Genomic DNA, 26,574 nt, shown 5'->3' on the forward strand with positions numbered 1-26,574 from the left:
GGGCGTCTGGGACTCTAGCGGGCGTCCACTCCGCCCCACGCCCGATCCAGCAGTTCAACGACGTGCAGAACGGGAATGTTCGTGGCGCTGCCGATCTGCATCGCGCAGCCGATATTGCCCGTGGCGATGACATCGGGCCGCAAGGCTCGCAGATTCGCGACCTTGCGATCGCGCAGTTGTGCGGAGATTTCCGGCTGCAGGATATTGTAGGTGCCGGCAGAGCCGCAGCACAAATGGGGCTCGGCGGGGGTCGCGACCTCATAACCAGCACGCTCCAGCAGCGCGCGCGGCTCATGGTCGACCGACTGCCCGTGCAGGAGCGAACAGGCCGATTGATAGGCGACGCGGATGCCCTGCGGACGTCCCCGCGGAAGCGTGATTTTCGCGAGAAACTCGCTGATATCGCAGGCCAGCGCCGATAGGCGGGCGGCCCTCTCCGCATAAAGCGGGTCGTCGCGCAGCATGAAGCCATAATCCTTGATCGTCGTGCCGCAGCCCGAGGCGGTGATGATGATGGCTTTCAGGCCGGCGTCCATATGAGGAGTCCAGGCATCGACATTCCGACGCGCGGCGTTCAGGCTCTCGGCGTCCTGCCCCATGTGCCGGACCAGCGCGCCGCAGCAAACCTCGCCTTTGGCGAACAGGACATCATAGCCGGCGCGCGATAGCAGTCGGTGCGTGGCAGCGCGGATGTTGGGCTTCAGGACCGGCTCTGCACAGCCTTGCAGGAGAATGACGCGGCCCAGATTGCCGATGGCGGGTGGCGGCACCCCAGCAGCCGTTGGGCGTTCGGACGGCGCCAGTCGCAACATGGCAGCCAGCGGGCGCGTCACGGGCCAGCGCGCCAGCAGCGGTGCGAAGGGGCGACCGAACGGTGCGAGGCGCAGGGCCAGGGCAAGGCGGCGCGGGTGCGGCAAGACCGCGCCCAGCAGCCGCCGCATCAGCCGCTCGTGCCAGGGGCGCCTGTAATGCGTCGCGATCCAGCTGCGCGCATGATCGACAAGGTGCATGTAGTTCACGCCCGAGGGGCAGGTCGTCATGCAGGAGAGGCAGGACAGGCAGCGATCGATATGGCGCACGGTCTCGCCGGAGGGCACGCGCTCGTTCTGGAGCATATCCTGCATCATGTAGATGCGCCCGCGCGGCGAATCCCGCTCATCGCCGAGCAGCACATAGGTCGGGCATGTCGCGGTGCAGAAGCCGCAATGGACGCATTTGCGGATCGCGCGCTCACTGCTTGCCATCGCCGGATCGGCCAGTTGCTCGGCCGTGAAATCAGTGCGCATGGGCGGCTCCAAAGCGATCGGGTGACAGGATGCCCAGCGGATCAAACGCCGCCCGCACCCGCGCCGAGAGTGCGGCGACGCCGGGCTCTTCGACATGGAGGGCCGACATGCTGGTGCGCAGCGCGGCTGGCGCGCGGATCAGCGTCGCGTGCCCGCCCGTCTGCGCGATGACCTGGCGCACGCGGTGCTGATCGGCATCTTGCGGCAAACTCAGCCAGACGAGGCCGCCCGCCCAGTCATAGCAGCGTCGCGCACCCAGATGCTGGAGCGCCCGGAAGACCTCCGGCCCACGGGACGGCGCGGTGCTGATCCGCCACAACACGGCCTCGCCCTGCAGGGCGCCTCCACCCCTCACCGTTGCCCACAAAGGCTCGTCGGCACCGTCAGCGAGCAGATCCGCCTGCCCGAGCAGCGCCCGCAACATGTCGCTGCGCGCTGCCACCGATGGCGCAAAGCCTTCGACGCGCAGCAGCGTGATCCCCGCTTCGGGCAGATGCGCGGCGCAGGCGACCTCGGCCGGGGAGCCCATGGCGCGGGCCATTGCGGCGATGGCCGCTTCGTCGTCCAGTCCGCGCAACAGCAGCGTCGCGCATGTCTGCGGGCGGGGCATGACCTTCACAGTGAGGCTGGTGAGCGCGGCCAGCCTGCCCCAGTTGCCAGTCATCAGCTTGGGCAGGTCGTAGCCAGTGACGTTCTTCATCACCTTGCCGCCGCCGATAAAGGCCTCGCCCCGCCCCGAGACGGCCTCGAAGCCCAGCATGTGATCGCGCGCCGCCCCGGCCGAGAGGCGGCGCGAGCCTGAGACGCCGGCCGCGATGATACCCCCGATGGTCGAGGCGCCGGATGAGCGCGCGAAGACCGGGCCGTAATCGAACGGGTCGAACGCCAGCATCTGGCCCTGCTCCGCCAGAAGTAGCTCGATCTCGGACAAGCGGGTGCCAGCCCCTACCGTGAGCACAAGTTCGGCGGGATCATAATCGATGATCCCTGCAAAAGCGGACATATCCACGATCAACGCCTGCCGGTCCGGCTGGCCGATATCCGCCTTTGTCCCGCCGCCGCGCAGTTCCGCAGGCATGCCGTCGCGACCCGCATCGCGAATGATCGCGCAGAGCTCAGCGATGTCGGTCGGCGTGACCATATTGGTGGTCATCAAAATCTCGGCAGCTCGGGGAAAGGCACCTGCCCCTTGTGCACATGCATGCGGCCCAGCTCGGCGCAGCGATGCAAGGTGGGGAAGACCTTTCCGGGGTTGAGGCGCAAGGCCGGATCGAACGCGCATTTCACCCGCTGTTGATGCGCGAGATCGGTCTCGCTGAACATCTCCGGCATCAGATCACGCTTCTCGATTCCGACGCCATGTTCGCCTGTGAGCACGCCGCCCACCTCGACGCACAGGCGAAGGATCTCATTGCCGAGCTTTTCCGCGCGGTCGAGCTCGCCGGGCTGGTTGGCATCGTAGAGGATCAACGGATGGAGATTGCCATCGCCGGCATGAAAGACATTGGCGACGGCAAGGCCATGCGCTGCGGCCAGCTCGGAGATGCGTCGCAGCACATGCGGCAGGTGGCGGCGGGGAATGGTGCCGTCCATGCAATAATAGTCCGGCGCGAGGCGGCCCACGGCGGGAAAAGCGGCCTTGCGCCCCGCCCAGAAGGCGAGGCGCTGCGTCTCATCCTGCGAGACCTGAAGGCTCACGGCGCAATTCGCCGTCGCAATGGCGCTGATCTCCGCCGCGAGATGATCGCATTCAGCATCGACGCCATCGATCTCGACGATCAGCAAGGCCTCGACATCGAGCGGATAGCCGACCTTCACGAAGGCTTCGGCAGCGCCGACGGCGGCGCGGTCCATCATCTCCATGCCGGCCGGAATAATGCCGGCGCCGATCACATCCACCACGCAGCGCCCCGCCGTCTCGATGCTCGGGAAGCCGATCAGCATTGCTCGTGCCTGCAGCGGCTTGGGGAGAATGCGCACGGTGACTTCCGTCACGACACCTAGCAGCCCTTCCGATCCGGTCACCACACCCAGCAGATCCAGATCAGCCGCATCGAGATGGCGCCCGCCGAGGCGGATGATCTCGCCGGTCATCAGCACCAGCTCGACGCCGAGCACATTGTTGGTCGTGAGCCCATATTTGAGGCAATGCACGCCGCCGCTATTCTCGGCGACATTGCCGCCGATGGAGCAGGCGATCTGGCTGGAGGGGTCCGGCGCATAATAGAAGCCCTGCGCTTCTACCGCCTTGGTGATCGCGAGGTTGGTGACGCCGGGCTGCACGACGGCGACCCGGTTGGCATAATCGATCTCGATGATGCGGTTCATGCGGGAGAGGCCGAGCAGGATGCCATCGGCCAGTGGCAGCGCGCCGCCCGAAAGCGACGTCCCTGCCCCACGCGGGACGACTTTCACATCATGGGTGTGGCACCAGGCCAGCACCTGCGAGACTTGCGCGACCGTCTCAGGCAGCACAGCGGCCAGCGGCATCTGCCGATAGGCGGTGAGCGCATCGGTCTCGAACGGGCGCAGGCCATCGGGATGGGAGACGACGCCCTCCCCCGGGCACGATCGCCTGCATCGCCCGCACGATATCCGCGCGACGACCCAGAATGTGTGGGTCCGGGGCAGGCATGGAAATGGTCACGCGAGGCGACCTTGGACCGTCATCACCGGCGGCGGGGGCAGCTTGCGACGAAATGGAGAGATCACGACCTTGGCGCTTAGGTCGCCGAGCAGCTGCCTTTTCAAGATATCTTCCTGAGTTCCATCATGCGTATGACAGATACGAGTGTGCCAGAGCTTGGCGGACTTGGGCAGACTAAAATAGTGGCAACAATTCCGAGCGAAAATATAGTTGTCGCTGGCTGAATTTCGCTTGCATAACAAGGATCAGACAGTTTCAATCGGTCCGTAGAGGATCGCATGAACACAGCGGAAAAGATATATAGCGCGTCCACCAGCGAGGACGCCGGCACGGCCCGCCTGGCCGAGCGGCTGGCCCGCAGGATCGAGGACGATATCGCCTCCAGCCCTTTGCCCGTCGGTGGCGTGATGGGGTCACTGCGGGGTCTGTGCGAGCATTATGCCGTGGGGCGCGCAGCTATGCGCGAAGCGGTCGCCCTGCTCGAGCGCCGCGGATTGGGCCGGCTACGTCCCGGACGGAGCGGTGGCTTCATGGTGGCGCAGCCCGACGTGGGCCGGATCGGGCTTGAGCTCGCCAATTACTTCCAGCTGGCTGGCGTGACGTGCGAGCAGGTGCTGGATGCGCGCGAAGCTGTCGACCCGCTGCTCGCAACGCTTGCGGCCACAGCCGATCGTTCAGACCATGGGATGCGACTGGACGCGCCGGACGAACGCGAGGGCGGCCTTGCCTGGCATTTGCGGGTGCGCTCCCACCTGGCGGCGATGAGTGGAGACCCCGTCCTGCCGCTGTTCGTGCAATGCCTCAACGAACTGACGATGCTGTTTGCCGGCGTTGAATCGCATGACGGCGATTGGCTTGGGCAAGCCAAGCAGCAGGCCGAAGCGATCAACCAGGCCGTCGCTCACCGTGACGTGGCGGCCGCACAGCAAGAGGCCGACACACTTCACCGGCGCCTCGGCGACTGGCTGGCCGCGCGCGATGCGCCGCTTTCGCCGCCGACCATCGAGGCATCCCGTCAGGATGCCGACCGGACGCTCGCCCTCCTCGTCGCCCGCCGGCTGGCGGCCGAAATCCTGCCGAGCGGCAATGCCGGCCAGCGCCTCGGCTCCGAATGGGATTTGTGCGAGCGCTTCAGCGTCAGCCGCGTTACCTTGCGCCAGGCGATCCGGCAGTTGCAGGACAGCGGGCTCGTCGAGTGCCGCCGGGGCCGGGGCAATGGCCTCATCGTGCGGGATCTGCGCGGCACCGGCAGCATCCGGCTTGTCCTTGCCTTCCTGATCAGCCGGCAGGTCGATCCCCAGACCGCCGGCACGACGCTGTTCCAATTGAATCGCTTCGTACCGGCGCTGGCCGTGAGCCGCGCCAGTGCGGCGGAGCGAGCACGGCTGCAGGAACTTCTCGACCGGGCACAGCGCAGCGACCCCATCGATCGCTATGATCTGCTGGCGCTGGTCCAATATGTCTCCAAGCTGGCCAGAAGCCCGATCATCGATCTCTTCTCGCGCTGCCTCGCGGCTTATGAGGCGCGGTTCCATCCCTTCTTGCTGGAGCGCCTGCCGGCGCACAAGCAGGCCGAATATTTCGCGCTGCTGCGCATGCTGCTCGACCGGCTGCCGATGGGGGGCGATGCGCAATTGGGCTGGGCCAAGGCAGAAGCCTCGCGCGTCATGCTCTCCATGAGTTCGACGCGCCCGATCTGAGCGGGTGCAAAGGGGATAGCTCTTATGCCACCCCTGCCTCGTCTTCCGGCCGGTAGACATCCTTGCGCAGATCCCGCGCGGCGAGAACATAGTGCAGCGCGGCCCAGAAAAACAGCACCAGCACAGTGAGCAGCGCGTACCGCAAACCGGTCGATGACGCCGTGAGGCAGGCGGCATCGAGAGCCGTTCCGATGCCATCTGGCCCCCTGCCCCCCGGACAAGATGTCGCGAAATCAGCCGCGCCATAAGCGCGCCTTGCGTAAAAATCGCTGAGCACGCCGGTGACAGTCGGCCCGAGGCCGGCACCCAGCAGGCCACCAACCAGCGCGGTGATCGCGGCGGTCATGGCGCGCATCTGCGGCCCGGCAAGGTTCTGCATCGTGCCCATCGTGGGGGCCATGAAGGTGATCAGCGCCATATTGCCGAAGAAGATGCAGGCGAGCGAGACGTACAGTTCCCGGCTCATGAAGGCGCCGAAATAGATGGGCACGCACAGCGCCATGCACAGCGCCGGCCCCCAGAGCACCCAGCGCATGTCTCGACGCGACAGCCAGTCGAAGCCGAACCCGCCCAGCAGCATGCCAATGCCGTTGGAGGTGAAGGTGACGATGCCGAAGATCACCCCGAGCGTCGCTAGGTTGATCTCAAAGCTGCGCAGATAGAAGGGCAGCACGAAGTTGGCGATGGCGTTGAGGGTGAAACCGGCAATGGTCACCCCCACCAGCAAGTGGATGTAGGTCTTCTTGGCCAGGAGGAAGCGCAGAACCGTCCCCAGCGAGGGCACGGGTGCGCGGGTGATGCGGCCATCAGCCAATCCACGCGGCGGCTCTCGCAGGGTGAACCAGACCAGCAGGGAGACCATGATGCCCGGTGCGGCCATGACGAAAAAGGCCGTGCGCCAGTCCCATTGCGTCGCCACCCAACCACCCAGCGACTGGCCGAGCAGAAAGCCGAACGGTGAGCCGAGCGAGATGACGGCCAGCACCGAGGCGCGACGATTGGCCCTGTAATGATCGGACAGGAGCGATGATGTCGGCGGTTGCACCCCCGCCTCGCCGATGCCCACGCCGATCCGCCCCAAAAGCAAGGTCGTGAAACCCGTCGCGAGGCCACAGACCGCCGTCATGGCAGACCAGGCGGCGACGCAGATGGCGATCAGCCGCGTCCGGTTGACGCGCTCGGCCAACATACCGAGCGGCACCCCCAGCACGGAATACATGATCGCAAAGCCCAGTCCCTGCAAAATGCCAAGGTCGGTATCGGTGAGCCCGAGGTCTTCCTTGATCGGCTGGGCGAGCACCGCGAGGATCGCGCGATCGGCGAAGTTGAAGATGCTGACGAGCAGCAGCACGAACACGGCCCATTTCTTGTAGCCGGGCCGCAACAGCGGATGCGTTTCGTCTGCGACCGGCTCTGCCGGATTATGCTGTGTCGTCGTCGCCATCGTCACCCCCCATTTCGTCGGTCGGTTCTACTGTATTTTTGACCGACTGCTATTCCGCTGCCTGCTGCCGCTCGGCATGGGGAACGAAGGTGACATTGTGCGCCTGCAGGCGTGGCAAGACCTCCTTGCCGATACGGCGCACCTGATTCATGTACATGTCGTGGGGCATGTCGCCGCGGTTGCATACCAGCAGCACATTGTTGGCGCCGGCATCGTTGCACTCATCGATGATGCGCGCGACGATCTCGTCGGCGGTGCCGATCGGCATGTGCTGGGCTGCGCCCCGGACCGTGTCCATCGTCCACTCGTTGAACACCGTGTCATCCTCGGCCAGCGTGCCTTTCGCGCCTTCGCGCAGATGTTCGAACGCGGTGGAGCTATAGTATTTCGTCTTGCGCACATCCGACTGCCAGACCTGATCGTAGCGCAGCAGCGTGTTGAACAGATACATCAGATGGCTGCCATATTCCTCGATGGCCTGCTCCTTGGAATCGGCTACGTAGCAGTCGACCATGATGCTGATCTTGTCCGACTGGACCTCGCGTCCATGGCGGGCCTGGCATTCGGCGAAATAGCGGATGGTATCCTCGCGCATGGACCCACGGAAGATACCCGGCGTGATGGTCGCATCATGCTCGGCAGCCCATTCGATGGACTCCTTCGACCCGGTGAGCGGCACCCAGATGGGCGGGTGGGGTTGCTGGAAGGTGCGCGGCCACAGCGAGACGTCCTCGAACTTGTAGAACTCCCCGTCGAAGGAGAAGCTGTCCTGCGTCCAGGCGCGCCGCATCACCTCGAAGCCCTCATTGAAGCGACCGCGTGATTCACCCATGGGCACGTTGAAAATCCTGTATTCGCGGGGTGCGCCCCGACCCACGCCACAGATCAGCCGTCCGTTGCTCATGCAATCGAGCATGGCGATCTCTTCGGCCAGACGCAGCGGCTCGTGGATGGGCAGGAGATTGGCGTAAACGAGGATCTTCAGGCGCTCAGTCACCTGAGACAGCGCCGCCGCCATCAGATTGGGCGAATTGCCCAGACCGAATGGCGTGCCATGATGCTCGTTGATCGCAATGCCATCAAAACCCTGTTTGTCCATCTCCGCCCATGCTTCGAGATGGTTCTTATAAGTCTTTGCGGCGACCTGTGGATCAAAATGACTTGCACCCAAGCGCGGAATAACACCATCCTCGCGATACTTATCAACATTATCTTGATAAGCGGTCCAGTCGAATACAAAGACCTTCATGATTTATTCTCCAACGTAACGCTTGAATATATTGTTAGACTGAACTTATACTGATGCAGTCTGAAAATCTTGAAAGGCGTTCTTATGAAAAAGACCTTCGTCGCTCTGGTCGAGCGAACAGACCTTTGGGACCCCAGCAAGGAAGCGCATGAGCAGCCCGGCTTTGCGGACCACGCCGGCTATATGGGCGCGCTCGAAAAGGAGGGCTTCATCGCCATGGCGGGCCTGCTGGCCGAGTCCGAGGACGTGCTGTTCGTGTTTCTGGCCGACAGCCGCGAAGAAGTGCTCGATCGACTGGCGAAGGACCCCTGGCAGCAGAGCGGACAGGCGAAGCTGACCCGGCTGGAGGAAGGCCATTTCCGCATCGGCGCGCCGGCCGGCGCAGCCTCGGGCTGATCCGACGCGCAGGATGGCGGAGCGGGCAGGAGAGCGCTGCGCCATCATGCGTCGAACACCGCGATGGTCCTGACCTCGAAGCTCTCCCGGCGCGGGGAATCCGCTTTGCTCGTCGGATCCTCGAACGCTGTATGGCCGGTCATCTGCCAATCGGGATTGCCGGTATCGTACAGGCGAAAGATCAGCGCCTCATCGGGCTGCATATCCGGATAATAATACCATTGATGCCGGGGATTGTAGGCCATGTTGAGGCCGGCCGGCATGCCCTGGCGGAAGCCGCCTTCTGGCTTGCCCAGCGATACGCTCAAGAAGTCGCGCTTCTCGACGCTGCGGCTGTCGCAGACCGCCAGCGGATAATTCTCGACCGGCTTGGTGCCACGCCAGACATTGATGTTGACGAGCCGCTTCGCCGCCAGTTCCTCGGCCCGATCGGGCGCGAGCCGCGCGATCCACTGCTGCAGCGCGGGCCCGTTGAAATCCACATGAGCACTCAGCGCCGGACCGCCGCCCTTGGCATCCTCCCCGCCCCTTAAAATTCCCATGAAGGCGAACACATCACTGGCGCCCGTCAGCTCTTTCACCAGACGCGCCACCTCGGGATAATAGCGGCGCTCGAAATCATCCTTGTCCGTAAAATCGACATCCGTGGCGTGCTTCACCAGGGTGAAGCCCTGCGCATCGAACGAGGTGTCCGCCAGCCGGGCGTTGTGCACGGTCACGTCATGGTCTTCCATCGAGAAGGAATAGGAGCCGTTCTTCTCGATCCAGCCCCCATCGGCCGCACGCTCCGAATAGCGAATGAAGCTCTCGACCGAGGTCGGGCGCGAGGCGACTGCGGCAGCCTGATTCTTCACGATTCTCTCTCCTCATGGCGGCCGGGGTATCGCAGTCGACGGGCTATCCGACCGATCTGGCGATGCCGCTGCGGCCGCCTTTCGTTCAATTCGCGCCAGTGTGCGGACGGGCCGGCTTGAAAATAGTGCCTACATTGCAAGGCTGAGCCGAGCAGAGTGGCCTCAGGGCAGCGCGGATTCGATCATGTCGGCAGATTCCGTCACGGCGACATGCTGGAGATCGTGCGTGAAGGGCATTTCCTCCACGCGCCAGTCCGGCTGAGTGCGCAACCGTTCGGCCACGGGGGCGAACGTATCGTTCTTGTAGCCGGTGGCGATCACATAGGTCTTTTGCGGGATGCGGTCGCGTGCACCCGTCAGCTCCGCCTTCTGCGAGAAGCAGTAGACGGACTGCGCCGTGCGCCGATCCTCGTAGGAGGCGCGCGAGGCGGGGTCCATATGCGCATTGAAGCCCTGCAGCACCAGCCGGGGCGGCGGCACGAGATAATCCCCTTCCTCGGGCGGGAGGTGCGGCTCGCCGGGCACCAGATCGTTCAGCGACTGGCCGTTCTCCGGCATGAAAGCGTCCATATAGAGGATCGACTGGATCACCCCCTCGGGGATCAGTTCGGTCGCCTGCGAGATCGGCATGCCGCCATAGGAGTGGCCGACCAGCAGCACATTCTCCAGTTCCTCATAGCGGATGACATTGGCGATATCCTGCGCGTGCAGCGCCAGATTGACGTCGCGACTGGTGAGGTGGGCGCGCTCACCCAGACCGGTCAGCGTGGGCGTGAACACATAATGGCCGCGCTCGCGCAGCAGATCGGCCACCTTGCGCCAGCGCCACCCGCCAACCCACGCACCATGCACGATCACGATCGTTCCACGCTTGTCCGCCATCATTCTCTCCCTTGATATGTGTCAGCTTGGCCGGCGCGGCCTCTCCGAAGAGGCATGCCATTGATTTCCCCAGCGAGTGCCGCTGCGCCGGGCGAGAAAATAGTGGCGACAATAGGCGGATGCGGTGGGCGGTTCAGAGTGGCGCGCCATCGGCCCGCATCTCCAGGATGCGCCGGCGATAGGGCTTCACCCCCGCCCAATAAGTGACGGCCGCCAGCGGGAAGGAAATCGCCGCAGAAGTTGCGATGGCATATCGCAACAGCGCCTCGTCTCCCCACACATATTGGGTGAGGAAGGCGAAGTAGGTCGGTCCGAGCCCGCCGCCCACCGCCGTCATGGTGAACAGATAGAGCGCGGTGATCTGCCCCCGAATCTCGTTGGGCGTCACCACCTGCAAGGCCGAGTTGAGCGATGGCGCCGCCATCAGCATCAAGGCCGTGCCGATGCCGCCCATGCCGAGCGCCAGCCAGGGGCTGGGCATGAGTGGCGCGGCGATCATGAACGGGGCCGATGCGGTGAAGCCGATGGCCAGCACCCGCATGTTCGCATCGGGATGGCCGCGATTGCGGAAATGATCGTTGAGCCAGACCGCACCGAACAGGGCTGGAACCGCCAGGACGAGGCTGAGAAGCCCGGTGTAGAGGCCCGTGCTGGCCGGCGCCCATCCATAGGTCCGTGCATAAAAGGCCGCGCTCCACGCCGCCGTGCCGAACATATGCATGGCGGTGAAGCACAGGCCGAGGAACATCGGGCCGTAAAGCCGCCAATGGGCGAGCAGATAGCGCAAGGTCTCGCGCAGGCCGACCTTGCGCGGTTGCATCCCGACGACCGCTGCGGCGCTGAATCCGCGACGCTTGGGTTCGACGATCGTGGCGACCAGCAGCAGGATCGGGATGCCCATAAGGCCGGTCACCACCCACACGACCTGCCACTCGCGCACGGCGCCAAGCAGCGGCAGGTGAATGGCCGGCATCCCTGAGAGCAGGTGGATCATCACCGCGCCAAGCAGCAGCGAGAGCGCCGTGCCACCCTGAAAGCCGACATTGTAGATCGCAATGGCGCGCGGCAGCTTTTCCGGGGGGAAATAGTCGGCCATCAACGAATAAGAGAGCGGGCCGCTGATCGATTCACCGGCGCCGATGCCAAAGCGCGCCGCGAAGAACTGCCAGAAATTCTGGGCAAGGCCGCATGCCGCGCTGGCAAGGCTCCACAGGAAAACGGATACCGCGAGCAGATGCTTGCGATTATGCCGGTCCACCAGTCGGGCGGCGGGAATGCCGATCAGCACGTAGAAGAGACTGACCGAGAAGCCGAGCAGATAGCTCATCTCCATATCGGTCAATTGCAGGTCGCGCTTGATCGGCTCGACGAGCAGCGTCATGACGCCGTTATTGAGCTGGGCGCACATCTGCACGGCGGCCAGCACCCAAGCGACATGATAGGCCTGACGCGCGGCGGGCCAGGCTTCGTCCGAATAATGGGGGCGATAAACGGGGCTGGCGGCGCGATCCGGATCAGGCTGCGCGGCGGCGATGTCAGTCAAATTGTCTCTCCACGCAGCATGTCATCAATCGGTATAGGGGCCGGGCACGGTTCCCGGCTTCATCGCGCCGGTCCAATGCTCCGCAAGGCGCCCCTTCTCGATGCGGAACATGTTGAACTGGGTTGTCGTGTAGCTGGCCCCTACCCGGCTCGGATGCGGATGCTCATGGCCGGTGACGACGATCACGAGATCGCCCTGCGCGACCATGGCGACCAGTGTGGCCTGCATGGCCTGCGCAAGCGGTACCGCAGTGCGACCCTTGGCTGCGGCGATGATCGCGGGCGCGCCGTGCGTGGCGCGTGGATCATGTTCGATGAAGTCGCCGGCCAGATATTTCTTAGCGGCGGCCGCGCCACCCGCATCAACCAGATGGCGCCAGGCATCGAACACGAGCCGCTTGTTGGCTGCCAGTGCGGGATCGTCCGATTGGAGCCGCGCTTGTTGGGCCGGCCCAGTCGCGCCCGTCACCGGCTGCGGACCACCCTCCTCCGGCGAAGGCAGATCTGGTCCGGGCGGGGCTTCGACCGAGTGCCAATGCTCGGCCAGACGATCCCCTTCCACCCGGAACAGGTTGAAGTGCGTGCTGGTATAGCGCCCGGCCCCCTCCGGCTCGCGCAGCTCTTCCCGCAAGGCCATCACCACCAGATCGCCTTCTGCAACCATGGTAACGAGCGGCGGGGAGACCAGCGCCGGGATGTCGCGCCGTGGGACGGCCGAGAAAATCTGCTTGAAGGCCGCGCGCCCGCTCGGCAGCACAGGGCTATGCTGGATATAGTCTTCTGTCAGCAAATCGTCGGCCAGCTCGACATGGCCGGCATTGACGATGCTGCGCCACATGTCGAACGCCAGGCGTTTGTTCCGGGCCAGGCGCGGGTCCTTGTCCTCCAGCAGAGACAGTGGCGCAGGGTGACCCATGACCGGCACGACGCTTCCCTCCCTCGCGGCAGCCACGGGCGGTGCGAGCGAGGGCGACCCGTCACCCGAGGAGGCCGTGCATGCCGCAAGCAGCATGCAGGCCGCCACCCCGCCCAGCGAACCCCGCGTCAAAAGCGTTTGCCGACCTGGATCTGCATCACACGGCCCAGCGCGCTGCCATAAGTCGGGTCGAAGCGGATCGCGCTGCCGGCAAGGCCTGCCTGATTGACGACCAGTGGCGGATCCTTGTCGAAGACGTTCTGCATGCTGAGGACGATGCTGAAATTGTCCGTCAGCCATGAGCCGCCCCGGTCGCCGGTGTCGAAGCCGATGGTCAGGTCGAACGTCGTGTAGGAGCCAATCTTGGCATAGGACGGGTCGACGCCGACTGGTAGTTGTGCCTGATCGATCTCATAGGAATTGCGGAAGTTGACGAAGGTGCTGGCGAACAGATCGCCCATCCCGATATCGCGCCGCCAACCAAGCTGGCCGCGCGCCTGGAAGGTGAGCGGGAAGCCGAGCTGGTTCACTTCCTGCACGAGCTCAGCGCCGGGCAGCGGGGACACTTTCCAGCTCATCGTGTAGGAGGCAACCGCACCGAGGTTGAACCGGCCCATGCTGCTATCGAAGGCGTAATCGATGTTGAAATCGATGCCCCGGCCGACCGTCTTGCCCGCGTTGATCCGGCGGCCGCTCACCAGCGCGAACACATTGCCCGGCGCCGTCGGCGGACCGAACAGACCGCCCCGCTCCCCGCCGGTGTTGTAGCAGCTGATCATCGCATCGTAGACCGCCTGCGTGGTCACATTCTTCCCGAAGGCTGCGGCGCAGGAAGGGTTTGCCTGATTGATGGTCGGGAAATCGCCAAAGAAGGCAGTCGGGTTGTTCGCGGCCAGTGTCGGGAAATAGGCCGGGTTGTAGATGATCTGCGAGTTGTAGATCTGCTGGTTGATCGCCGGCACGCTGCCGACGTTGAAGGCCGGCGTGGTGATCTGGCCCTCATAGCTCAGCCACCAATATTTGGCGGACATGGTGAGGCCCGGCAGCGAGGGCGGTGTCCAGTCGACGCCGATGGCATAGGTCTCGGAGGTCTCGGGCGCGAGATCGCGATTGGCGCCGCCGATCGACTGATAGATCGCGCCCATCGGCACGCCCTGGCACGCTGCGCAGATCGCCGGCGAGAGCTGGTTGCCCGCCGTCACCAGCGGGATAACGCCGGTCTGCGAGAAGGGATCATTATCGGCAAGGCCCGGCGCCCGGAAGGACGTGCCCCAGCTGCCGAAAATCTTGAGGCCGCGCGTCGGCCAGAAGTTGAAGCCCAGACGCGGATTGGTCGTGGTGCCGGCGTCGCTATAATCATCGTAGCGGATCGAGCCATTGAGCTCGAGCTTGTAGATGAGGCCGCTCCCCGCATCCGGGCTCACGACCGGCACGAACAATTCGCCGAACACCGAAGAGACGCTGCGCGGATTGAAGTTGTTGCCGCCGAAATTATTCTCGTTGAGCAGCGAGCCTTCATAGCGCTCGACACCCACGGCCAGCTTCACCTGTCCGGCCGGGAGAGAGAAGAGCGGGCCGTCCGCAGTCGCCGAATAGACCTGCATGTCATATTTGGTCCGGTTGATGAGCGAGGTGCCGCGCGCGTTGATGGAATCGGCCGTCGCCTGATCGGTGCACTGGAAGGCGGTGGGATCGCAGAAGAAGTTGAACGTCGCGAAGACCGGCGCCGGCGCGCCGCCCGTCTGCGTGGTGGTCGAGGGCGCATCATGCGTGCCGGCGAAGGCCGACAGGGTTACCGACCAGTCATAGGGCAGCTTGATGTCGACACCGCCGCCATAGGTCCAGGTTTCGGTTTGGCCGAAGCGGCGCGGCGACCCGATGTCGTAGACGGTGCTGTAGGCCACGGAGAGCGCGCCCGTCGCGCAGGCGGCGAGGAGGTTGGCGGGACCGGTGACGACGCCGCCCGCATAATGGCTGGGGTTGCACGGGCTGAACGGATTGCTGTTGGGAATGCGCGGCAACTGGCCAAGATTGGTGACGCGGTTGCTGGTCGACGAGTTGGGACCGTTAATGGTGAAGTCGCGCCGTACATAGAGCGCGTCCGCGAACACACGGAGCCAATCGGTAACATTCTGCTCGAAGTTCATCGCAAAGCGGTCTGCCTCAACCTGCGGAATAACCTCGATGCCACTCCAGGTATTGAAATAGTTGGGCGTGGATTTGAGATCTGCGAGAGTCAGCTTCGACCCGTCCTGACCCGCCGGGATGCCGTAATAGATGCCGTTGATGACGACATTGCCCGGCGCCGAGTAAAGCGATGAGGGCGCCCCGCCATAAGGCGAGAGATCGTCATTATAGAGATCCGGGCGTGCCGAGGCCGCGAAGGCGGTCTGATAGGAGTGCTGGTAGGAGAGGATAATGCCGCCCTCACCCACGCTGCCCTCGCCCCAGCGCACCCCGCCGATGCCGGTCACATACCAGCCATCCTGACCGTCATTCTTGCGATAGCCGCCGTGGACTTCAAGCGTGTCCTCCGGCCGTCGCAGGATATAGTTGACCGTCCCCGCGATCGCGTCCGCGCCGTAGAGGGCCGAGCCGCCGTCCTGCACCACGTCGATCCGCTGGATCATCTGCGCGGGGTAATTATCCCCGTCGAACGAGTTCATGTTGCCGCCTTCATACGGCACGCGGTGCCCGTTCACGAGGCTGAGCGTTGCGCCCACGCCCAGGCCGCGAACATTGGGCGACTTGTTGAAGTTGAAGGAGTTGATCGTGTTCGCCTGCTGCGCCTGCCCACCGGCATAATTATCGCCGCCGCCCAGGCGCAGGATGGAGGGCACCGTGCCCAGAATGTCGGCGGTGCTGGAGAGGCCGGTGGCCCTGATCTCCTCCTTGCCCAACTGGACGAGCGCCGTGCCCACCGGTGCTTCGCCGCCGATGCGGGTGCCGGTGACGATGATTGCGCGCTCATTATCGCCATTGCTATCCTGCGCTCCGACATCCGCGCCCGCCGAGCCGGTTTGCGCGCTGACCGGCTGGGCCAGCCCCAGCATCGAGGCGCTGCTGAGCAGCAGAAGCGCGAATTGCGCGCGCGACGTGAATGAAAGACGATGGCCTGCAGTCATGTTCACCCTCCCGGCCTTGCGGCTGTTTCGGGATGCACGATCCGGTACTGCGCCGCATTGCTCGCGTGTCGCAGACGAGGTCCGGTCGATGACATCCTCTCTTGTCCACCTGCCTTTGGGCTAAGCACGCAGGACGAAAATAGTGCTGTGAATTGGTTGCGGTCTCAAAGCATCATGAAAGCAGCCTGGCGACAGGCATGAAGCGACCGCCCCAAAAGAACACACTATTTTGAGGGCCGGCGCTCATGCCAGATCGAGGAAGAATGGCTTTGCGCGTCGGCAGCACCTGCGCGCGCCGGGCTGAGATAAAGAGTGGGATGAGGAATGAGCGGAGCGATGAAGATCAACCAACTGCACCCCCGGTTCGTGGGCGAGATCACCGATCTGGACACCTCCGCACCCCTCTCGCCCGAGACCGTCGAATTCTTCGAGGCGGCGATGGCGCAATATGCCGTCTGCGTGATCCGCAATGCCAGCCTGTCGGACGAGGACCATATCGCCTTCGCCCGGTCCTTCGGCCCGCTGGAACTGGCACCGCCCGGGCGCAAGCGGATCGCGCCGGAGCTTTACGACATCAGCAATCTTACCGCCGAGGGCGAGATCATCCAGCCCAAGCCGGATGGCGCCCAACCGGCCGATTTCGAGCTGTTCCATACCGACAGCCCGTTCAATTCCTGGCCCACGAAATGGTCGATGTTGCTGGCCTATGTGACGCCGCCGGAGGGTGCCGATACGGAGTTCATCGACACCCGCGCCGTCTATGATGATCTGCCGGAGGACATGAAGGGAAAGGTCGCCGACCTCAAGGTCGACCACGACCTCTTCCGCGCGCTGCAGCTGAACGGCGTCAAGTTCGAGGACGAGGAGATGCGCAAAAATTATCCGCGCATGGCTCATCCACTGGTCCGCACCTCGGCCAGCGGGCGCAAGGCGTTGTACATGGGCTGGCACGGCGTGGGCATCGAAGGGTGGCCGGAAGACGAGGCCCGCACCTTCCTGGACGAGCTCTACCGCTTCGCCACGCAGGAGCGCTATGTCTACGCGCATAAATGGGGGCCGGGCGACATGGTCGTGTGGGACAATCGCTGCACGATGCACAGCGCGACGTCTTTCGAGCGCTATCGCTATAAGCGGGATATGCGCCGTGCGACGATTAACGAATTTGGCCCGGAGGTCTCGGCGATCGAGGCCAACAGGCGCGCGCCGGATTGATCGCCGCCCGCACGGCCGCTCAGCCCTGCGGGGGTTGGAACCCGGCACGAGCTTTGGCGACCCGTGCCCGGATCGCGCAGCCTTCGGCATGGTCGTTGATCAGCCCCATGGCCTGCATGAAGGCATGGACCGTGGTCGGGCCAACGAACTTCCAGCCGCGCTTCTTGAGGTCCTTGGACATGGCGATGGACGCAGGCGACGTTGGGGCGAGATGCGGAACCTCGTCTCGGGGTTCGAAGCTCCAGACATAGGCTGCGAAGGAGCCGCTTTCGCGCACGAGATCCTGCACGCGCTGCGCGTTGTTGATGACCGCCTCGATCTTGCCGCGGTGGCGGACGATGCCGGCATCCTGCAACAGGCGCTCGACATCCGTCTCATCAAAGGCCGCGACGCGATGAAAATCGAAGCCGTGAAACGCGGCCCGAAAATTCTCGCGCTTGGTCAGGATCGTTCGCCAGCTCAGCCCCGACTGAAAGCCTTCCAGGCTCAGCTTCTCGAACAGACGCCGATCGTCGGACAGGGGATAGCCCCATTCATCGTCATGATAGGCGATGTAATCTTCCGACGCTGCGCACCAGCCGCAACGGGCCACGCCATCGGATGCCGTAAAAAGCCCCGCCATGTTCCTTCCCCCATCATCCGAGCGGACAGCGCGGCGCCAGGGCACCGGCAAGCTGTGATCTAGCCTGCCGCCTTCCCTGACGCCAGCGCGGCCTCGAGGCTTCTCCCTTATCTGTCGGCAGCGATGTTCGTTCGCCAATGTTCGTAGAGAGCCGGGATATCGCCGCTGGTCAGGATGGGCATGGCGCGTTGCAAGTCGTCATCGCTCCAATCCCACCAGCACAGCTCAAGCAGCCGGGCGACGTCCGCGTCGGCGAAGCGCTGCCGGATCAGCTTGGCGGGGTTGCCGCCGACGATGGCATAGGGGGCGACGTCCTTCCTCACGACGCTGCGCGTGCCGATGATCGCGCCATGCCCGATCCTGATGCCGGGCAGGATCACCGCTTCCGACCCGATCCACACGTCATGACCGATGACCGTATCGCCTGCCGGCCGATAGCCATTGTCCGCACCGGCAAATGCCGGCACGTCCGGCATCCAGAAGAAGGGGAAGGTGCTGATCCAGTCGCTGCGATGGCCCTGATTGCCCGCCATGATGAAGGAAGCGCCCGACCCGATAGAGCAGAACGAGCCCATGATGAGTTTGTCTGCGCCTTCATCGGGCAACAGGTAGCGGGCGCAATCGTGGAAACCATGGCCATGATAATAGCCGGAATAATAGCTGTAGCGTCCGACTCGGATGTTGGGATGCGTGACAAGACGATCGAGCGTGATGCCCTTGAAGGGGCTTTCAAAAACATTGTGCATGGTTGGTCTGGCCTGAAGATTTGATCGCCAGCTTCGGGGCCTTGAGACGGCCGCTGGCGCAAGACAACGTGCTCGGGCAATCACTGGATCGCCCGCCATCAGCTTCTCACGTCAGTGACGCGGAAGCACGATGCAGATGGTACACGGTGCGATCTTCATCCCGCGATGATGACGCAAATGCTTCAGCATGCCAAGTCAGGCGATGTATTCGCCCTCCCGCAACATACTATTGCTGCTCGGGATAATCCTCTGGCTTGACCGAGCCGACCATCGGGCGGTCTTCCACCTTCTCCTGAGACTGACCACCGCCGGTGCGATTGTCATTCTCGGCAGCGTCCGGCCGGGCATCGCCCATGGGACCACGGGGCATCTCGGTTGGATTGCCCTTCTCGCCCTTGTCCTTGGGAGGATTGGCCTTCGCCTCGCGATCCTTATCCATGGGCTTGCTCCTTTCCAGCAGTCTTTGGCTCCTTGCCAAAAGCCTCGCGCAGCTCATCCTTGGCTTTCTCAAGGATCTGGCGTTGCTCCTTGCCGAGATTGTCGCCTGCGCGGTTGATGTAAAAGGTGAGCATGCTCATCGCGGACTGGAGCGCGGTGCCCTTGCGCCGCTTGCTATGCTCCGCCGAGCGCTTGAGCGAGGCTGCGATCTTCGCCGGATCGTCCTGCTTGAAGACGCCCTCGTCCAGATCGAGCGCGTCCGAATGTTCGGTCACATCCTGAGACCATTTCTTGTCGGCCATGGCTCAGTCCTTTCCGCTGCCGGGCTCAGCCAGCTTGCGATGCTGCTCGGCGAGCATCGCCTGTGGCACGACGCCGGCGGCGGCGACCTGCAGCTTGTTGGAGAGGCCCGAGACGATATGCCCCTTGCCATCCAGCAGCGCCTTCCAGCCATCGCGTGCGACTTTGGCGGGATCGGCCTTGTCCTGCTGGCCCACCTGCGTATCCAGCAGACCGGCGCGCTCGAAGAACTCGGTGTCCGTGGGGCCGGGCATCAATGTGGTGAGGGTAACGCCCTCGGCCTCCTTGATCTCGTTGCGCAGCGCTTCGGTGAAATTGTCGATGAACGCCTTGGTCGCGTTGTACACGGCATTGAAGGTGCCCGGGATGTAGCCCGCGATGGAGCCGGTGACGAGAATCTTGCCGTCATTGCGCGCGACCATGTCGGCCAGCACCTTCTGCAGAAGATAGACGGTGCCGGTGACATTGGTGTCGACAGACCGTCGCCACATGGCGACATCCTGCTCCAGAAAGGGTCCGCCCGTGCCGACCCCGGCATTGGCGCAAAGCACTTCGATCCTCCGGCCTTCCGCTGCGGCCAGAAGCCGATCCACGCCGTCGAGCGTGGAGAGATCGGCCTCAAGCGATCGCACGTCGCCGCCATGGCGCCTGAAGTCCTGCGCGGCCGCGTCGATCAGCGGCTCGTCAGCGACGACGAGCAGGTCATAGCCATCCTGCGCGATGAGATGGGCGAGTTCGAAACCGATGCCGGTAGACGCGCCCGTGACGATTGCGAATTTCTCGCCCATCCCATGCCTCCTTATGCGCCCGGCATCTTTGCCAGCATGTCGATATGCTTCTGGACGACCGGAGCGATCTCGCCCGCAGCTGCCTTGAGCGCCGGCGTGTCGCCGTTGGCGGCGTAACCCTGATGGAGCGCAAGCGCCGCTGCATGGGCTTCGCGTTGGGCCGTCAGATAGGCCGTGGTGGCGGCGGTGCCCTCTGCAGCCTTGATGGCATCCAGCTTGGCTTGCTGGTTGGCGTCAAGCGCCGGCGGCGTGGCGGTGAGTCCGGCCTTCTCAGCCGCTGCCTTGAGCTTGGCGGTGGATTGGCCATGCGCATCGACCATCATGTTTGCGAAATCGGCAATCGGCTTGTCCGGATTTTTCGCGAGGATGGCGCGGGACGATTCGATCTCGAACAGGTCGCCAGCGCCTGCCTTGGCGAGGTAGCCCGTCGCATCGGTGGGCGTGGCGGACATCTCGCCCGGTGGCGGCGCGCCCACGGACATGTTCGTGGCATTGCCCGTCATGGCCATGTCGTTGTTGGTCATGGCTGTATCATTCGCCGGTGTGCCGCCCTGGCTGCACCCAGCCAGTACACTGGCCGCCAACGGTATCGCAAAATAGAGTTTCATCATCCGTCTCCTTGCATGAGTCATGCGGCGACCCGGTCGAGCCCCGGTTTCAGCACCACCTTGGTCACTTCGTTCTGGTGATCGTGGAACATCTTGTAGCCCTGCGGGGCTTCGCTCAGCGGCATGCGGTGGCTGATGAGGAAGGTGGTATCGATCTTCCCCTCCATGATCGCATTCAACAGGCCCGGCAGATAATGCTGCACATGGGTCTGGCCGGTCTTGAGCGTCAGCCCCTTCTCCATGAAGGCGCCGAGCGGAAACTTGTCGACGAAGCCGCCATAAACCGCCGGCATCGACACGCGGCCACCCTTGCGGCAGGCAATGATCGCCTGACGGATCGAATGGGTGCGGTCAGTGCCGGTGAAGGTGGAGACCTTGATCTGGTCCCAGACATTGTCGGCGAAAAGACCGTGCGCCTCCAGGCCGACTGCGTCGATACAGGCGTCGGGGCCAATGCCGCCGGTCATCTCCATCAGCGCCTCGTAGGTCTTGCTCTCTTCGAAGTTGATGGTTTCCGCGCCGAACTTCGCCGCCAGCTCAAGGCGGCGGGGGAAATGGTCGATGGCGATCACCCGCTCGGCGCCCATCAGGAAGGCCGCCTGCACGCAGAATAGCCCGACCGGCCCGCAACCCCAGACCGCGACCGTATCGCCGGGCTCGATCTGCGCGAACTCTGCGGCTTGCCAGCCTGTCGGCAGAATGTCGGACAGGAACAGCACCTTGTCGTCGTCGATCCCGTCGGGAATGACGATCGGGCCAACGTCGCTGAACGGCACGCGGACATATTCCGCCTGCCCGCCGGCATAGCCCCCCGTCATGTGGCTATAGCCGAACAGACCGCTCATCGGCTGGCCGTAGAGCGTCTGGGCGATATCCTGATTGTCGGCCGGGTTGGAATTGTCGCAGGCGGAATATTGGTGCTTGCCGCAATGGTAGCAGCTCCCGCAGGCAATGGTGAACGGCACCACCACCCGCTGCCCCTTTTGGAGCGTCGAGCCGGGGCCAGTCTCGACCACCTCACCCATGAACTCATGGCCGAGAATGTCACCGGACTTCATCGTGGGGATGTAGCCATCATAAAGGTGCAGGTCCGAACCGCAGATTGCGGTGGATGTGACCTTGATGATCGCATCGCGCGGATTGATGATTTCCGGATCGTCCACGGTGTCCACGCGGACATCATGCTTGCCGTGCCAGGTGAGCGCGCGCATCAGGCCGTCTCCTCTTCCAGTTGCTTGTGCGTCCACGCCGACGTGGCGATCTCGCCGGTTTCCATGAGTTGCTTGAAGCGCCGCAGGTCGCGCCGGGCCTGAATGGCCGGCTCGCGCTGGAACATCTTGGCGATGACCTTGCCGATGAATCCTGCGGGCGGATCGTAGAGGATCGTCGCCGTGACCACGGTGCCGCGCGCGCCTGCATCGCGAAAATCGATTCGACCGCTGTTCGGCACGTCGGCACCCTCGGTCGAGGCCCATGCGATGAACGCGTCCGGCTGTTCCTCGGTGATCACTGCATCCCACTCGACGGTCCGGCCGCCAGGCGCCTTCACCACCCAATGGCTGGTCACATCATCGATCATGTCGACCCGCACGACATTGTCCATGAAGGTCGGCAGCCGGGTGAAGTCGCGCCAATAGGCGTAAAGCTCCGCACGGGGGCGATTGATCGTCACGGAGCGGCCGACCAGACTGTCGCCTTTGGGTTCGACCAGGGTCGCCGCGGCCTCATCGACCACGTGGCGATCTTTGGAGGTCGTCAGCGGTGCGTCGTCGCGCGCATCGGGCATTCTACTTCTCCTGTCGCGGGTTGGCTCAGTGAGCGTATGATCAGTCAACGCGTCTCAGCTGGGACCGTTGCCCACATATCGGACGAACTCCTCAGAATAGCGGCGGGTGATCATCGCCTGCTCGCTGGACGAGACGTCCTCCATCAGCTTTGGGAACCAGGTTCCCTCCTCGGAATAGATGTGATGGGCAACCGCGCCGCGGATATGCTCGAGCTTGTCGAGATAATCCTGGCTCATCGGGTCCAGCCGTTCCAGCAGACCCATCTCCATCTTGGCGGCGGATTGTTCCTGATAGGCAAGCTCGGCATGGCCGACCTGCTTGTCCGCGGCCAGCGCGGGATAGATCGCCGCTTCCTCCGCGATGGAATGGCCCGTGAGGAGCAGCGCCAACCGCTCCTGCGCATCGCGACGCGTCTCGGCCGTGGTTGCGGCCTTCACGGCTGCGAACAGAGCCTCGATCTGCCGATGATGATCGAGAATATGCGCGAGCCAGCTGCCGCGCGTCGCAAGCTCCTCGGCCTTGGCCCGGGCCTCGGCCCGCGCCTCCTCGCTTTCGGGCGGGGTGACAGCGGCGATGACCTTATCGATGATGGACATGATTAATCTCCTTTTCGAAGGAACTCAGGCAACGGCATCGAGATCGACGAGCGGCTCGCGTGCCCAGAACCGCAGCGGCGCCAGCGCCGCGACGAATGCCGTCGCATCGGATTTGCTCTTGAGGGCGAAGCAGCCTTCATCGAGGTCGGGCATCAGACCGGCCTTGGTCAGCAGCGGCTCTGCTTCCTTGCTCAGGCCCATGAACTTGCAGTGGGCAAAAGCGTCCGTCACGAAGTCCTTCGCCGTGGCATCGAGCGCGAGCAACTGCCCGCCCTCCGCCGAGGCGACGACCGCGACGGCATCGAACAGGACCGAAGGCCCGCCATCCACCTTGTAGTGGGCGCCAAGGATCTTACCGTCTGACAATGTGACCCCGCCGATCTTGGGGGCAATGAACTCGATCATCGCACCGGCTTCATCGACCGCATTGATGATCGCCTGGACAAGCGTCGCATCGGCGCCGTCGGTCACCAACAGGCCGAGCTTGCGGCCGGCAAAGCTCTGCGGCCCACGCTTGATGATGCTCAGCGCATCGGACGGCGCCAGATCGGTCCGCGGCTGTACCGCCGTGGTCGCCGCCTGCGGCATGGCCAGCCCCAGCCCGTTTGCGACGGTCGCCGCGAGGTCCGCATCGATGTTCAGCAGATGCGAAACCATGCGCGACCGGATGTCCGGCCGCTCCACGCGGGAGAGCTCGAACACCAAAGCATCGCCGATATGCTTTTGCTCGATCAACGTCTGGCTCGCGTAGAACTGCGTGGCCTGGCTATAATGATCGGCAAAGCTTTCCGGCCGGATGCGCAACTTGTCGCCGTCGGCCGGCTCCGCGAAGCTCTTGAAGCCGCGCTGCGGGTCCTCACGCGGACCGCCGATTTCCGCGCCCCAGCTATTGGGCTCATAATTGGCGCGACCGACGGGATTGCGCATCGCCATATGCCCATCCTGCTGGAAATGCGCGAACGGGCAGCGCGGTGCATTAATCGGCAGATGCGTGAAATTGGGCGAGCCGAGGCGCTTGAGCTGCGTATCCAGATAGGAGAAATTGCGCCCCTGCAACAGCGGGTCGTTGCTGAAGTCGATGCCCGGCACGACATTTTGGGTGCAGAAGGCGACCTGCTCGGTCTCGGCGAAGAAATTATCGACCAGACGATCGAGCACCAGACGACCCACGACGCGGATCGGCACCAGTTCCTCGGGAATGATCTTGGTGGCATCGAGCACATCAAAATCGAAGCTGTCGGCGAATTCCTGATCGAAGAGCTGGAGACCCAGTTCCCATTCGGGAAAATCGCCGGCTTCAATGGCGGCCCAGAGGTCCCGCCGGTGGAAGTCGGGGTCGGCGCCGTTGATCTTGACCGCTTCGTTCCAGGCCACCGACTGAAGGCCCAGCTTGGGCTTCCAGTGGAACTTGACGAACGTCGACTTTCCGTCTGCGTCGACCAGCCGGAAGGTATGGACGCCAAAGCCCTCCATAAAGCGGAAGGAGCGCGGGATCGTCCGGTCGGACATGATCCACATGACCATGTGCATCGATTCCGGCGTCAGGCTGATGAAGTCCCAGAAGTTGTCATGCGCCGTCTGGGCCTGCGGAAAGGCGCGATCCGGCTCGGGCTTGGCGGCATGGATCAGGTCGGGAAACTTCATCGCGTCCTGGATGAAGAAGACCGGGATATTGTTGCCAACGAGGTCCCAATTGCCCTCCTTGGTGTAGAGCTTCACCGCAAAGCCGCGCACATCGCGCGCGAGATCGAACGAGCCCTTGGACCCGGCCACGGTCGAGAAGCGAACGAAGGCCTCGGTCCGCTCGCCTACCCGCTGGAAGAGATCGGCACGGGTGATGTCGGACAGGCTGTCTGTCAGCTCGAAAAAGCCATGGGCGCCATAACCGCGCGCATGAACCACGCGCTCCGGGATACGCTCATGATCGAAGTGGAACATCTTCTCGCGAAAATGGAAGTCTTCCAGCAGCGCGGGGCCGCGCGCGCCCTGCTTGAGGCTGTTCTGGTCATCGGAAACGGGAACGCCCTGCGCGGTCGTCAGCGTCGCGACATCACCGCCAGCGGTCTGCCGCGTTTCGCCACCCTCGCCCATCGGACCTTCAAAAACAGGCATGTCCTCAAAGGCGGCATCTGCAGAAGGGCTGTTTGCCGATGACCGCTGCTGATCGGATTTCATAGGCGCACGGCCTTTCGCCGCACGCGTTGCCTGTTTCGCCATCGCGGTTCCTTGTCATTGCTGGGATGTGAACGAGTTCGTCTCGTGCTTCACCAACACGCCGTCCGGATGACAGTTGCCTGTTAAGGCTAGGAATTAACATTGATCATAGTGAAAGCCGATCGGGGCTGGATCGCCAGCGCGGCTTATCCGTTAGCCACTCGATGTTGATGGATCGCCTCCTTGCAAACCGCCGCGGCGTGGCCCTGACGCCGGAAGAACGAGCCGCGCTCGAAGACACGATTCTCGAGGTTCGCACCTTTGAGCCCCGCACGACGATTGTCGACGCGGGTCAGATTGTGGATGTCAGCAGCTTCCTGGTCGAAGGGATCATGTCGCGCTATATCGATGATCGCAAAGGCTTGCGGCAACTCGTCGCCATCCATGTGCCTGGCGAATTCGTTGATCTCCATGCTTATCCCATGCGGGAGCTGGACCATGCTATCGGCACGCTCACAACCGCGAGCATCGCCATCGTGCCGCACAAAGCCTTGAGGGAAGTACTCGACCCCCGGCCCGATCTGGCGCGCAAGCTGTGGTTTTCGACGCTGATCGATGCCGCCCTTCATCGTGCTTGGTTGTTCCGGGTCGGGAGGCTCGACGCGGTCGGGCGTGTCGCCCATTTCCTGTGCGAGATGAATGCCCGACTCTATGCAGTGGGATTATCGGACGGACATCGCTTCGTGCTGACCCTGACGCAGGGCGACATTGCCGAGATTTGCGGCCTGACCACCGTTCACACCAATCGGGTGCTCCGCCAATTAAGAGAAGCCGGACTGTGCGAGAGGCACGCCTCACTGGTCCAGATCAACGATTATGCCGGTCTGGCCCGCCGGGGCAATTTTTCATCAGATTATCTGTATCTCGCCCCCTGCGCAGATATCCAGCAAGGAGGACCAGCATGACTGTCCACTCCCCAATCGAGCCCTATGCCGAACCCGGCGTCGCCACGGCTGAGGAGGATCATGTCATCCTCGAGGGCCCGGGCGGGATCGCTGTAACCATGACGGCGGACGCAGCCGTTGCCACGGGCGAGAGCCTGATCGAAGCCGGCGAGGAAGCGCAAAGGCATCAGAAGACCAAATAACTGCGCGGTCTCAGATGCAACGCAAGCTTGGACTGGAACGGTCAAGGGACGGGGCGACCGCCGGTCGCCTCTTCGCGGAGCCCCCCGGCGCCGGGAACGATGTCGAACGGATGGAAGTTTCTCTCCAGCGATGAG

At 63.6% G+C, this 26,574-nt stretch carries 25 protein-coding genes; 5 read left to right on the plus strand and 20 right to left on the minus strand.

Translation table 11 applies throughout. The annotated features are described in order from the left end of the window. Nucleotides 1–14: 14 nt before the first annotated feature. Genes glcF through M2334_RS08995 form a run of 3 tightly spaced genes read right to left on the minus strand, consistent with a single transcriptional unit; the run spans nucleotide 15 to nucleotide 3,776 of the window. Nucleotides 15–1,286, minus strand: a complete 1,272-nt coding sequence (gene glcF / locus M2334_RS08985) for a glycolate oxidase subunit GlcF (protein WP_264587160.1) — start codon at nucleotides 1,284–1,286, stop codon at nucleotides 15–17. Further along, nucleotides 1,276–2,439 (minus strand): FAD-binding protein, encoded by a 1,164-nt coding sequence (locus tag M2334_RS08990; RefSeq protein ID WP_264605242.1) that lies wholly within the window; start codon nucleotides 2,437–2,439, stop codon nucleotides 1,276–1,278. Before M2334_RS08990 ends, glcF begins: the two co-directional genes overlap by 11 nt. Further along, nucleotides 2,439–3,776, minus strand: a complete 1,338-nt coding sequence (locus M2334_RS08995) for an FAD-linked oxidase C-terminal domain-containing protein (RefSeq protein ID WP_264605243.1) — start codon at nucleotides 3,774–3,776, stop codon at nucleotides 2,439–2,441. Before M2334_RS08995 ends, M2334_RS08990 begins: the two co-directional genes overlap by 1 nt. A gap of 435 nt (nucleotides 3,777–4,211) precedes the next feature. Between M2334_RS08995 and M2334_RS09000 the strand changes: the two genes are divergently transcribed. Beyond that, the gene (locus tag M2334_RS09000) at nucleotides 4,212–5,633 is read left to right on the plus strand and encodes a FadR/GntR family transcriptional regulator (RefSeq protein ID WP_264605244.1); all 1,422 of its coding nucleotides are present in this window, start codon (nucleotides 4,212–4,214) and stop codon (nucleotides 5,631–5,633) included. A 22-nt stretch (nucleotides 5,634–5,655) separates the two neighbouring features. On the opposite strand, the gene M2334_RS09005 is transcribed toward M2334_RS09000, so the two are convergent. Further along, a complete protein-coding gene (locus M2334_RS09005; protein WP_264605245.1) occupies nucleotides 5,656–7,077 on the minus strand; it encodes a spinster family MFS transporter in 1,422 nt (473 codons plus the stop codon). 49 nt (nucleotides 7,078–7,126) lie between these two features. Further along, nucleotides 7,127–8,326, minus strand: a complete 1,200-nt coding sequence (locus M2334_RS09010) for an LLM class flavin-dependent oxidoreductase (protein ID WP_264605246.1) — start codon at nucleotides 8,324–8,326, stop codon at nucleotides 7,127–7,129. 84 nt (nucleotides 8,327–8,410) lie between these two features. Here M2334_RS09010 and M2334_RS09015 point away from each other — a divergent pair, with 84 nt between their 5' ends. Continuing rightward, the gene (locus tag M2334_RS09015; RefSeq protein ID WP_181559580.1) at nucleotides 8,411–8,722 is read left to right on the plus strand and encodes a hypothetical protein; all 312 of its coding nucleotides are present in this window, start codon (nucleotides 8,411–8,413) and stop codon (nucleotides 8,720–8,722) included. Nucleotides 8,723–8,766: 44 nt separating this feature from the next. Here M2334_RS09015 and M2334_RS09020 read toward each other — a convergent pair whose 3' ends face one another. The 5 genes from M2334_RS09020 to M2334_RS09040 form a co-directional block, all read right to left on the minus strand. Next, nucleotides 8,767–9,576, minus strand: coding sequence for a CmcJ/NvfI family oxidoreductase (locus tag M2334_RS09020; protein ID WP_264605247.1), 810 nt, complete (start codon nucleotides 9,574–9,576; stop codon nucleotides 8,767–8,769). 162 nt (nucleotides 9,577–9,738) lie between these two features. After that, on the minus strand, nucleotides 9,739–10,458 hold the full coding sequence (locus M2334_RS09025) for an alpha/beta hydrolase (RefSeq protein WP_264605248.1): 720 nt from the start codon (nucleotides 10,456–10,458) through the stop codon (nucleotides 9,739–9,741). A gap of 133 nt (nucleotides 10,459–10,591) precedes the next feature. After that, a complete protein-coding gene (locus M2334_RS09030; RefSeq protein WP_264605249.1) occupies nucleotides 10,592–12,001 on the minus strand; it encodes an MFS transporter in 1,410 nt (469 codons plus the stop codon). 24 nt (nucleotides 12,002–12,025) lie between these two features. After that, on the minus strand, nucleotides 12,026–13,012 hold the full coding sequence (locus tag M2334_RS09035) for a nuclear transport factor 2 family protein (protein ID WP_264605250.1): 987 nt from the start codon (nucleotides 13,010–13,012) through the stop codon (nucleotides 12,026–12,028). A 32-nt stretch (nucleotides 13,013–13,044) separates the two neighbouring features. Then, on the minus strand, nucleotides 13,045–16,041 hold the full coding sequence (locus tag M2334_RS09040; protein ID WP_264605251.1) for a TonB-dependent receptor plug domain-containing protein: 2,997 nt from the start codon (nucleotides 16,039–16,041) through the stop codon (nucleotides 13,045–13,047). Nucleotides 16,042–16,377: 336 nt separating this feature from the next. Between M2334_RS09040 and M2334_RS09045 the strand changes: the two genes are divergently transcribed. Beyond that, nucleotides 16,378–17,253, plus strand: a complete 876-nt coding sequence (locus tag M2334_RS09045; RefSeq protein WP_264605252.1) for a TauD/TfdA dioxygenase family protein — start codon at nucleotides 16,378–16,380, stop codon at nucleotides 17,251–17,253. Nucleotides 17,254–17,272: 19 nt separating this feature from the next. Here M2334_RS09045 and M2334_RS09050 read toward each other — a convergent pair whose 3' ends face one another. The 10 genes from M2334_RS09050 to M2334_RS09095 all read right to left on the minus strand — a co-directional run bounded on the left by M2334_RS09050 (nucleotide 17,273) and on the right by M2334_RS09095 (nucleotide 25,250). Next, nucleotides 17,273–17,875, minus strand: a complete 603-nt coding sequence (locus tag M2334_RS09050) for a DNA-3-methyladenine glycosylase I (protein WP_319801339.1) — start codon at nucleotides 17,873–17,875, stop codon at nucleotides 17,273–17,275. Between the two features lie 107 nt (nucleotides 17,876–17,982). After that, nucleotides 17,983–18,621 (minus strand): type B chloramphenicol O-acetyltransferase, encoded by a 639-nt coding sequence (gene catB, locus M2334_RS09055; RefSeq protein ID WP_264605253.1) that lies wholly within the window; start codon nucleotides 18,619–18,621, stop codon nucleotides 17,983–17,985. A 226-nt stretch (nucleotides 18,622–18,847) separates the two neighbouring features. Further along, nucleotides 18,848–19,060 carry a hypothetical protein gene (locus M2334_RS09060; RefSeq protein ID WP_181561598.1) on the minus strand — a complete coding sequence of 71 codons (213 nt, stop codon included), beginning with the start codon at nucleotides 19,058–19,060 and terminating at the stop codon, nucleotides 18,848–18,850. Next, on the minus strand, nucleotides 19,053–19,361 hold the full coding sequence (locus tag M2334_RS09065; RefSeq protein ID WP_181559571.1) for a DUF3175 domain-containing protein: 309 nt from the start codon (nucleotides 19,359–19,361) through the stop codon (nucleotides 19,053–19,055). Before M2334_RS09065 ends, M2334_RS09060 begins: the two co-directional genes overlap by 8 nt. 3 nt (nucleotides 19,362–19,364) lie before the next feature. Next, nucleotides 19,365–20,147, minus strand: a complete 783-nt coding sequence (locus M2334_RS09070; protein ID WP_264570215.1) for an SDR family NAD(P)-dependent oxidoreductase — start codon at nucleotides 20,145–20,147, stop codon at nucleotides 19,365–19,367. Nucleotides 20,148–20,158: 11 nt separating this feature from the next. Then, nucleotides 20,159–20,671, minus strand: coding sequence for a DUF4142 domain-containing protein (locus tag M2334_RS09075; protein WP_264605254.1), 513 nt, complete (start codon nucleotides 20,669–20,671; stop codon nucleotides 20,159–20,161). A 104-nt stretch (nucleotides 20,672–20,775) separates the two neighbouring features. Beyond that, a complete protein-coding gene (locus M2334_RS09080) occupies nucleotides 20,776–21,966 on the minus strand; it encodes a zinc-dependent alcohol dehydrogenase (RefSeq protein ID WP_181559568.1) in 1,191 nt (396 codons plus the stop codon). Further along, nucleotides 21,966–22,541 carry an SRPBCC family protein gene (locus M2334_RS09085; protein ID WP_264605255.1) on the minus strand — a complete coding sequence of 192 codons (576 nt, stop codon included), beginning with the start codon at nucleotides 22,539–22,541 and terminating at the stop codon, nucleotides 21,966–21,968. Before M2334_RS09085 ends, M2334_RS09080 begins: the two co-directional genes overlap by 1 nt. Before the next feature lie 54 nt (nucleotides 22,542–22,595). Continuing rightward, nucleotides 22,596–23,138: a hemerythrin domain-containing protein gene (locus tag M2334_RS09090; RefSeq protein ID WP_264575866.1), complete on the minus strand. Its 543-nt coding sequence runs from the start codon at nucleotides 23,136–23,138 to the stop codon at nucleotides 22,596–22,598. A gap of 24 nt (nucleotides 23,139–23,162) precedes the next feature. Next, the gene (locus tag M2334_RS09095) at nucleotides 23,163–25,250 is read right to left on the minus strand and encodes a catalase (RefSeq protein WP_413716438.1); all 2,088 of its coding nucleotides are present in this window, start codon (nucleotides 25,248–25,250) and stop codon (nucleotides 23,163–23,165) included. Between the two features lie 266 nt (nucleotides 25,251–25,516). Between M2334_RS09095 and M2334_RS09100 the strand changes: the two genes are divergently transcribed. Next, nucleotides 25,517–26,257, plus strand: a complete 741-nt coding sequence (locus M2334_RS09100) for a Crp/Fnr family transcriptional regulator (protein WP_264570211.1) — start codon at nucleotides 25,517–25,519, stop codon at nucleotides 26,255–26,257. Beyond that, nucleotides 26,254–26,439 (plus strand): hypothetical protein, encoded by a 186-nt coding sequence (locus M2334_RS09105; RefSeq protein ID WP_181559564.1) that lies wholly within the window; start codon nucleotides 26,254–26,256, stop codon nucleotides 26,437–26,439. Before M2334_RS09100 ends, M2334_RS09105 begins: the two co-directional genes overlap by 4 nt. Nucleotides 26,440–26,574: the final 135 nt, after the last annotated feature.

The organism is Sphingobium sp. B11D3D, from assembly GCF_025961755.1.
Classification (GTDB): Bacteria; Pseudomonadota; Alphaproteobacteria; order Sphingomonadales; family Sphingomonadaceae; genus Sphingobium.